An 8,685-nucleotide genomic window follows, 5' to 3' on the forward strand; every position below is an offset into this window, starting at 1 on the left:
CGCTTAACCCTAGATGGTGGCTTATGCCAAAGAGAGGCCACCATCAACGACGAGCGTATGGCCGACGATATAACTGGCCTTATCCGAGAGTAAGAACTCAATGGCATCAACAACCTCCTCCACGCGTGCAAACCGCTTGGCGGGCACTTGTTCTTCAACATCGAGCTTTATGGTCGGTTGATGAGTCTGTCGCTCGTCCCACCTTGGTGTCCACGTTACGCCCGGCGCCACAGCGTTAATACGGATATTATTTTTGATTGCCTCTAGCGCGACGGATTGTGTTAGCCCTTCTAGGGCATGCTTTGACGCACTGTACATCGCTGCATTTGGCGTCGGTCGTAAGCCATTGATTGAGCTGACATTGACAATGGCTCCACCTGTCTCCATCAACTTAATTTGATACTGCAAGCATTGGGCGTGTCCCCAGAAGTCATTATTTAACGTTTCTTTCAACGCAAACATATCAACTTGATGATAAAGACCACCCGATCCTAACGCCGGTGAGGCATTATTGATTGCAATATCTAGTTGGCCATATTGCTCACGGATATAGCGGAAAAGCTGCTCTAGCGAAGCCTGATCGGCTAAATTAGCTTGTTGATAATCAACAGCTTTAAGTGCAGGGTATTCAGTAACAGCGGCCTGCCACACGTCTAGGTTGCGCGAGCAAGTGATCACTTTATAACCTGCCTCAACTAGCCGCATAACACAGCCTAAACCGATTCCTTTCGACCCACCCGACACAAAGGCTAATTTCGTCATAGCCACTCCTCAAAACGATGTACGCGACATGTTAGCGATCCGCTGGATGATGAACCCCATCCATCACGGGAATATTCTCCAACTCAAACGGATTGACGCCATCTAAGCAGGCAATATTGAACCCAAACTCACTCGGATTGGAGCGACGTTGGTGATGGGTGTAAATGCCACAGCGTGAGCAGAAGTAGTGCTTAGCCGTGTGGGTATTAAAGGAATACACACTGAGTTGTTCACTGCCAGCAACGACACGCAATTGTGCAAGCTTGACTGAGCCAACAATGGCGCCGCGGCGTCGACACATCGAGCAATCGCAACGTCTGGGTTTTTCAATGCCATTGGGTAACGTAAGGGCTAACACAACCGCTCCGCAGTGGCAGCGCGCCAAATGTTCGGGTTGGATGGGCGTTTGACCGACTTGTTTTATCATGCGCTTACCTGCTCAGTTTCATGATTATCGAGTGGATAGACTTTCTTAAAACGCTCTAATACCAAAGGAGATTGAGTTTTAAACGGCACGCCGAGTGCTTGACCCTCTTGCTCAAAAAATGCCAAGTGTGCCTGCCGCCACCAGGCGTAGCTCTTGTCGCCTTCACCTTCCGCAGCGGCAAATTCAGCAGTCACTTGATCAAACGGGCACTCGCTCACTTCAGTCACTTTAATAATACAAACCGGCTGCTGCGCCCAGTTTAGCACCACGGTTAAACGTCCGACTTGCGGGTAAGGTTCGTTTTCGATCTCGTAGCATGCTTTTAAGCTGCACGATGCGCGTTTTATGCCTTGATCAATCAAACGGGCGCATTCGTTGGCATTGTATTCATCCGCACAAAAGTACTCGGCAATGGCTTCAGGCACGGCCTGACGTTCTGCTTCACTTAAGGTGGCAAGGTAGGCGTTTAAAAATGCCTGTTGTTCTGTATTCATAAGCGTCCTTGTTTATTCAATCATCCAATTCGCGGCGCCAGCTCCCGACTCCTGAAACCGAAGTTTTATCGGATAGCTGTCACCACAGCCCTCGACAACCCATAGCTCCCGCCACACCCTTGTACCTACCTCACCTGATGGCATTTCGCGCACATAAGGCACAAATTCCTCCGGCTGCTCACAGCCTTGAGATGCCACCGTAACCAGCACCCCTGCCATCGCATCTTGGATCAATTTTTGATTAGCTAGCGATCCTTCTTGGATCGCTCCTTCGGGTAGCGACTGCGCCACCGAGGAAAAAGAGACCGCCAAAGCCCCAAACGCTAGTAAAGCCCGTAGCCAATTAGCCATACTCAAAAACGCCCTTAAAAATGAATCATCAACAATCTCAGGGAGGGTTCTCAAGACAACATTCAATCTCCATGAACATCAGCCACAAACGCCTCTCCCACTTATCATATTGCGATAACTCCACCAATGCGTATTGGGTCGTTGCCGCTACTCATAGTTTTGCCAGTCTTTGAATATGACTGTGAGAAACAAAGCCTAACGACTCGCAAAGGCGTCGAGAGGCAATATTTTCCAGGTTGGCACGATATCGGGCGACACGTCCCCTCTTTTCAACCTCTTTGACCCACCTTGAAATCAGTGCCTTGCCGACACCGCGCTGACGACAGTTTGGTGTCACTAAGATAGACAGCGATTCAAAGGGCTCGACACCACAATATGATGCAATGATCCCAACAGGCTGACTTTCCAGATATGCCATATAGAAATAGTCTGAGTCCAGACTAAAATCCGCTTTAAATAATTCTTCCTCATCAAACCCTGTAATAAATTGTTCGATGTGCTCTCGATGGGCGTCCAGCGTTAGCTGATCAACCTCTACCTTTGATTTCGCGTCACAAATATGACCTGATAGATAATAGTCAATATCATCAATACAGACCTCAACCGCTTGAGAGTTCACATCGTCGATATAGTCATGTAGCGATCGCAGCTTAGATTTTTCTAGATGTGTGCGAACGTCTTCATTGCAGCTGACCAGTGTCAGGTTATCAGACGCATACAGAAACGCTAAATCCTCTTCGCCGCCTCGTTTATAGTATTCACAACCAGTGAAAATATAATTGCTCTCAATCTGATTCACGCCCAAACGCGCAAGCCAAGATTTATCAATGCTATCCATCGCTTTATACTCCATACTTAGTCAAAAGTGCCGGCTACACGACACTAAAGTTTTGAAATTTCGGCAGAGCAAAATTCAACTAGCAGACTATCCTCAAGCCAAACCTCATACAAAGGACCACCAAAGTGTTTTCTAAATCGATGAGCTAATTGATATTTCTCTGCTATCGCAACTAACTCATCTACCGTTTTGTTTGCTTCGAGAATAAAGTGAGAAGCATGAAAGTTTTGCTTTTCACCTTGCTCTTCATAAATTGCAGCTAAGTCGCCGAACGTCAATTTATACTGCACTGGAATGAGCTCTATTAGTTCGTTATCACTCTCGCTCCAAACACACACCCATGCACCAGTCATCGTCTTTGAAGGAAATGCTTTAGCCTCACCATTTGTCAGCTCAGCTAAAATCTCCGAGCTACGCTTCGGTCGGCATGAATTAACAGACAAATGCTTAATTTTTATTTAATCTCTCGATCTTCCCTGACATAGAAAACGCTCATTTCAGCCGCTCCAGCTTGCTGACGTCGTCTGCAACTGCTTATTATGCAATGCCTCACAGCAAGAGCTGAAAGTGACCGTTTTTATCTTTAAAACCTAGCTTGCTAAACAAAGCTCTAGAGCGAAAGTTACCCTCATCAATATCTGCATACAATTCTTTAACGCCCAAAGAACTAGCATGAGAAAATAATAAGCTAAGAGCGTCCGACATATACCCTTTTCGCCAGTACGATGAATTTAGTAAGCATCCGACCTCACAGGAATTACCGTTATCACTAAAACCATGTAAGCCGCAGGTTCCAATAACTTTGTTTGTCGCTTTCTCCATTACCGCCCATTCCAACGATTCACCTGATTTCTCTAGTCGAACGACGCTTTCTAGCATCTGAACTATCATATCTTTCGATGTAAAAGCGGGATCTGAGGCAAATTCCATTGTTTGAATATCACTATAAATTTCAAACAAATCATCAGAATCATCCGTTTGAATTGACCTCAAAACAATTCTACTTCCGTGTAAATCAGGCTTCATTTTTCTCCTTAATTGTATAACGATCAAGCTGTACGGCGCAAACGAAGCGCAGCGTAGTTTGCGTCCGAACAAGTGCCTTGTTATGCTATTTTCTTAGCAGTGACAATTAGGCTGTTGGTAAAGCTGTAACCATATCCATAACCATAGCCTCCGTAACCACTGCTTTGGTAGCCACCTGATTTAAGCTCGTATTTCCAGTCGTACGATCCTGATGTGACGGGAGTTACTGAAACAATTTCATAACCCTCACTATTTAGGCCACTAACGATTTCTGCTAAATCATTGGCAAGCCTTTCACCGTCAATACGACAATCTGACCATCCAGTTTGCTCCCATTGAGTTTCTTTACGCGTAACACCTTTTTCTCCCCCGAAGAACCCTTTTTTCTTCTCGCCTGTTGACACTTTAACTGTTTTATTTTTTCCTACAGGTTCAAAGAACGCTGGCACATATACTACTTTATTCAACTTTCACTCCTTTATTCACATAACGAATGACATGGATTCCCCCTCTTGAAGATCTGCCACACTTAGGTGCGGCCTTTAATACCGGAGGTAACCATGTCTACTCAATTCTTTTGTGGCGTTGATCTCGCCAAGCACCACTTTTCTCTTCACGCGTTGGATGACCACGGAAAAGTCATTCTCCATAAATCCGTTTCACGCGCTAAATTACTGGCTACATTAGCAAATATGCCTACGATGTGCATAGGTATTGAGGCCTGTAGTGGGGCACATTATTGGGCCAGAGAATTCAACAAGCTCGGCCACGATACCCGCATCATGGCCGCAAAGTATGTCGGTCCTTATCGCACAAAAGGAAAAAATGACCTGAACGATGCCGTTGCCATTTGTGACGCGGTTCAGCGTCCAAACAGCCGGTTTATTCCTGTTAAGTCACCCGAACGCCAAGCGATTCTCGCGACTCATCGTGTACGTGAGCATTGGGTCAATGAACGTACTGCCCTCATTAATCGTATTCGTGCATTACTGGCAGAGTTCGGCATTATTATTCCAACAGGACGAGCCGCCATTCACAGAGAAGTACCTCTCATTCTCGAGGCAGTAGAAAATGGCCTACCTGATATTGCTCGTGCCGTCGTGGCAGATTGCTTTGACCACCTACAAACACTTAATCAGCGTATCGCCGATACCGAGCAGTGTTTCGATATGGTTACCAAGGCCAGTCCTAACGCTCAGCGTATTCTTAATGTTCGCGGCATTGGCCCACAAACAGCAACGGCGATTATCGCCACTATCGGAAAAGGCGAGCAGTTTGATTCCGGTAGAGACTTTGCTGCTTGGCTTGGATTAGTGCCCAAACAGTACTCAACCGGAGGAAAACCGCGATTGGGTCGTATTAGTAAACGAGGAGATAAATACCTCAGAACACTCTTAGTGCATGGCGCGAGAGCCGTCATCACGAACCTAGGCGATAAGCAAGATAGGCTCAGTGTTTGGGGGCGAAATGTCCTTGAGCGACGTGGCATGAATCGCGCCATTGTCGCTCTCGCGGCCAAAAATGCACGCATTGTGTGGGCGTTATTGCACCATCAAACGGATTATCAAGACTACGCGGCCTAACTCGTTGCTGTCGTAAGGAGAAATACACCAACCGGGTCATTGCACACGCAAGTTGATGAGTATCGGTGAAGACCATTTGCAGAGAGCCTGTTAATGCGGCGGGCACCTTGATGCCTTCTAACGAATTAGGCACTGCAACCGCGCAATGTCATCAGGGCCATGACGTGAGTCAGTAAAAGGCCGAATGTAGAGCGGCAGTCCAAACCAAACTCAATACGCTTCGCGGATGCTTGACGAACGGGGGAATCCATGTAGCCTCGTTAAGAGGCAAATAATATGTTGGCTAAAATAGCGACGCAGGAGCAAAAGCCAACTGTTATTTGTCCTGCTTTAACGACTTGTTATACGTCTATGACTTCATGCATTTGAAATTAACACTTTTAACTTCTCTTTCACCTGCATTGATTAGGAAATGGAAAGTACAGGTATCTTCATCAGCCCACCATTCTTCAGGTTCATAGTTATTCCACCAGTGCTTAACTTTTTCAATCGTCCCAACTTCTTCTGTTTTGGATTTTGCAACAGCTTTAAAGGTAGATAAAATTCCAGGCTTAGCTGTATGCTCATTTAATTTAGCATGAACTATTTTATAGCTATTCCCTTTTATGACTGTCGGCGTAAATTCCACTTCTGAGTAGCTTTTATCGTTTTTTTCTTCATAAAATGCAGCGTATATTACAGCTTCTTTTCCTGATGAATTTTGAACAAGAAAATTCATCTCTTTTTTACCTGGTGTATCTGATAGGAATTCAATATTAACGTCATCTGGTTCGATGGACTCTATCATATTTAAAGCTATGATAATTAAAGGAAGTATTGCTGCAACGGATATGGCACACCAGTAAGCCGGCTGAATCCAACGATACTTAAGCTGCAAAGAGCCACAATTAGGGCATTTAAAAGCACTTTTTTTAATTGCTTCTGAACACATCAAGCAGTTTTTAGTCATTCATTATCTCATAAGTGGAATTTTAAAGTATGGCGTATAACGCCTCAATAACCGGCGCAGCTTTGCTGCGTCCGGCGCCTGAAAGGCGAGAAGTTCATTGACTTGTTAGGCATTGATTTTTGCCATAAGCTCTGCAAAAGACACTTCATTAACATCCCTGTTTGTCCAAGCTAAGGTGACACTGGCATCTTTTAGTGCATCAATAAGATTTGATATTACCTCAGCACTTCCGTTTGTATGTATATAGAGCTTCCTGAGAGTTTTATCTTTGGGTTTTTTACCTTCAGGGAGCTTCCTAATTCCTATCAGATTGGTCTTATCTGCCTCATCAACCACATTGACCAAGTTGGGACTTACTTGAGGCCAAACCTCTCTGATTTTATCTAATTTACTCTGAAGCGGGAGTTCATTTGGAATTTGGCGATTTAGCTCTCCCAAAAACCTCTCAAAGCTAAATGAACGGCCACCTCCATCTAACATTAACTCATTGATAATTGCTTCTTCGTCCTGTTCTTTAAAATAGATGATAAAGTCACCTTTTCGATGACTTCCATAAGCTTTCAGTTCAAGAAAAACTTGGGTGTTTCTTAATTGCACAAACAGCCTGTCCTTTGACTCTTTATCTTCTTTTGAGAAAAACATCATAAATACAAAGCGGCCGCGACCATGAACTATTTCAAAGGCTAAAGTTGGCTCAGATCGCCGAAGCGACTCATTGTATATAGCCTCCAAGCCAGAGAGATTGAATTTAAAACTCATAACTATCCTTTGTAGATGCCTAACGCCAAATTAAGGTGTGAACAACGCTAACCACCTACCTAATGCATTGTGCCATAAACACTAAACTTGCTTGAAGTGAGAGCGATTAGCGTTGTGAATCACCCTTAAATTTTATTGTTAGGGCGCAGAACCTATTGGTATACGCTGACTTCGATTAAATTCTTATCAAGATCCAAAAAATAGACCGATTGGATTGAACCAACAGCTCCTGATTTTTCTACGGGACCCTCAATGATCTTCACATTTTCTTTGACCAAATGCTCTATCACTGACGCCAACGACCAATCAGTAATTAAGCAAATATCACCTGAACCCACATTGGCTATATTTCGCGGTTCTTGACCCAGAAGCTGAAAGTTAATTTTCTGATTTCCAAACGTTACAGCTTTCCGACCGTTGGAAAAAGTGACTTCATCCATGCACAATACCCGTTTGTAAAAATCTACTGATTTTTCTATGTCGGAAACTGTAAGGACAATATGATCTATGTGACTAATCATCACTTTACTCCTTGCGCCCTAACGCCCGCCATAAACGGCCGAGTGAAACGAGGTCCGGCGACCGAAGGGAGCGAATTTAATGGCTTTGTTACACGTTGACTTTATACTTGAGGTCATTTGCCTCATCCCCTGTCATCCCGCGGAATCCCCACTGATGCGGTTGCTGCTCTTTGATCGTAATTTCAACGTCAATTGGCGCTAAGGATAGCTGCGACTCAAGCTCTTGGAACAGTGACTTGATAAGAGCCTTTTGCGTTTCCGGCTTCCGGCCGGACATCATGTTGATTTCAATGACTGTATAGGCGTCGCTTCTGCCACCAGGGTAATAGAAATCCTCTCGTTCCAAGGGGACAAATCTATGCGCACGCTTATCTTCCGGCATACCTAGAACAGACTGCATGCAGCCGTGAATGACATCCGACAGCTTGGCCTTTATTGGATTTAGCTGGTCCTTGATTCCATAAACTACAATCATGCTATTTCCTTAATACGTGTAACGCCCGAGCACAGCGGCACGAACGTAGTGAGCGTCCGGCGCCGAAGGCGCGTACTGATGCGACTTGTTATGTGATTTGCAAACACGGCTAAACACCAGAATTCACCATGTCTCTTATTTTCGTCGCCTTTTCAAAATGATCTAATTTATGGATTTCGATCCACCACCGCGCTGCCTCCATAAGCACCTCCGGCTGGTCATTCTTATTTTTGAAGAAAGCGTAAAACGACAGGCCAACCCCCGGTCCTTTCTGAGCGATTTTGTGATCGCATACTTCTACAATTTTATCTCTAAGCTCTTGCCGCAAAGTAGTTTTCCTATGCCACGGAAAACGCATGAACATCCGCGTCACGAAAGGCTTCCTAGCACGGTCGCGAGGTACTCTTGGTCCATCGCGCACATCATTCGCTTGCGTTGAATCCCGGCTTTGAAACTCTTCTCTTGCTTTAATAAATTCAAAACCATTTGCCTTATTCGTG

General features: G+C 45.0%; 15 protein-coding genes and 1 pseudogene. 1 reads left to right on the forward strand and 15 read right to left on the reverse strand.

The genetic code is table 11. The features are described from left to right. Window positions 1-21 precede the first annotated feature (21 nt). The 8 genes from BGL48_RS10640 to BGL48_RS10675 form a co-directional block, all read right to left on the reverse strand. Window positions 22-762: an SDR family NAD(P)-dependent oxidoreductase gene (locus tag BGL48_RS10640; protein WP_069362624.1), complete on the reverse strand. Its 741-nt coding sequence runs from the start codon at window positions 760-762 to the stop codon at window positions 22-24. Between the two features lie 31 nt (window positions 763-793). Then, window positions 794-1,189 carry a GFA family protein gene (locus tag BGL48_RS10645; RefSeq protein ID WP_069362625.1) on the reverse strand — a complete coding sequence of 132 codons (396 nt, stop codon included), beginning with the start codon at window positions 1,187-1,189 and terminating at the stop codon, window positions 794-796. Then, a complete protein-coding gene (locus BGL48_RS10650; protein WP_069362626.1) occupies window positions 1,186-1,683 on the reverse strand; it encodes an ASCH domain-containing protein in 498 nt (165 codons plus the stop codon). The genes BGL48_RS10645 and BGL48_RS10650 overlap by 4 nt, the downstream gene beginning before the upstream one ends. Before the next feature lie 12 nt (window positions 1,684-1,695). Beyond that, window positions 1,696-2,034 (reverse strand): hypothetical protein, encoded by a 339-nt coding sequence (locus tag BGL48_RS10655; protein WP_069362627.1) that lies wholly within the window; start codon window positions 2,032-2,034, stop codon window positions 1,696-1,698. A 151-nt stretch (window positions 2,035-2,185) separates the two neighbouring features. Further along, window positions 2,186-2,872, reverse strand: a complete 687-nt coding sequence (locus tag BGL48_RS10660) for a GNAT family N-acetyltransferase (protein WP_069362628.1) — start codon at window positions 2,870-2,872, stop codon at window positions 2,186-2,188. 44 nt (window positions 2,873-2,916) lie between these two features. Next, the gene (locus BGL48_RS10665) at window positions 2,917-3,315 is read right to left on the reverse strand and encodes a hypothetical protein (RefSeq protein ID WP_255377391.1); all 399 of its coding nucleotides are present in this window, start codon (window positions 3,313-3,315) and stop codon (window positions 2,917-2,919) included. 106 nt (window positions 3,316-3,421) lie between these two features. After that, complete coding sequence (locus tag BGL48_RS10670; protein ID WP_069362630.1) at window positions 3,422-3,898, reverse strand: GNAT family N-acetyltransferase; 477 nt, start codon at window positions 3,896-3,898, stop codon at window positions 3,422-3,424. An 80-nt stretch (window positions 3,899-3,978) separates the two neighbouring features. Continuing rightward, window positions 3,979-4,365 (reverse strand): hypothetical protein, encoded by a 387-nt coding sequence (locus BGL48_RS10675; RefSeq protein ID WP_069362631.1) that lies wholly within the window; start codon window positions 4,363-4,365, stop codon window positions 3,979-3,981. Window positions 4,366-4,458: 93 nt separating this feature from the next. Here BGL48_RS10675 and BGL48_RS10680 point away from each other — a divergent pair, with 93 nt between their 5' ends. Continuing rightward, window positions 4,459-5,481, forward strand: a complete 1,023-nt coding sequence (locus BGL48_RS10680; RefSeq protein ID WP_069362632.1) for an IS110 family transposase — start codon at window positions 4,459-4,461, stop codon at window positions 5,479-5,481. Window positions 5,482-5,606: 125 nt separating this feature from the next. Here the strand turns inward: BGL48_RS10680 and BGL48_RS16505 are convergent, their stop codons facing one another. The 7 genes and pseudogenes from BGL48_RS16505 to BGL48_RS16380 all read right to left on the reverse strand — a co-directional run. After that, entirely contained in the window at window positions 5,607-5,732 is a 126-nt protein-coding gene (locus BGL48_RS16505; protein WP_255377392.1) for a hypothetical protein, read from the reverse strand. A gap of 98 nt (window positions 5,733-5,830) precedes the next feature. Further along, window positions 5,831-6,430: a hypothetical protein gene (locus BGL48_RS10685; RefSeq protein WP_069362633.1), complete on the reverse strand. Its 600-nt coding sequence runs from the start codon at window positions 6,428-6,430 to the stop codon at window positions 5,831-5,833. A gap of 105 nt (window positions 6,431-6,535) precedes the next feature. Next, complete coding sequence (locus tag BGL48_RS10690; RefSeq protein WP_069362634.1) at window positions 6,536-7,189, reverse strand: hypothetical protein; 654 nt, start codon at window positions 7,187-7,189, stop codon at window positions 6,536-6,538. A gap of 152 nt (window positions 7,190-7,341) precedes the next feature. Then, entirely contained in the window at window positions 7,342-7,710 is a 369-nt protein-coding gene (locus BGL48_RS10695) for a VOC family protein (RefSeq protein ID WP_069362635.1), read from the reverse strand. An 88-nt stretch (window positions 7,711-7,798) separates the two neighbouring features. Next, complete coding sequence (locus BGL48_RS10700; protein WP_069362636.1) at window positions 7,799-8,185, reverse strand: tautomerase family protein; 387 nt, start codon at window positions 8,183-8,185, stop codon at window positions 7,799-7,801. Between the two features lie 109 nt (window positions 8,186-8,294). Continuing rightward, window positions 8,295-8,513 (reverse strand): DUF6500 family protein, encoded by a 219-nt coding sequence (locus BGL48_RS10705; protein ID WP_069362640.1) that lies wholly within the window; start codon window positions 8,511-8,513, stop codon window positions 8,295-8,297. Between the two features lie 41 nt (window positions 8,514-8,554). Further along, window positions 8,555-8,685, reverse strand: a pseudogene (locus BGL48_RS16380) (ISAs1 family transposase); the annotation flags it as partial.

The sequence above is a fragment of the Salinivibrio sp. SS3 genome, from assembly GCF_001722105.1.
Lineage (GTDB): Bacteria > Pseudomonadota > Gammaproteobacteria > Enterobacterales > Vibrionaceae > Salinivibrio > Salinivibrio kushneri.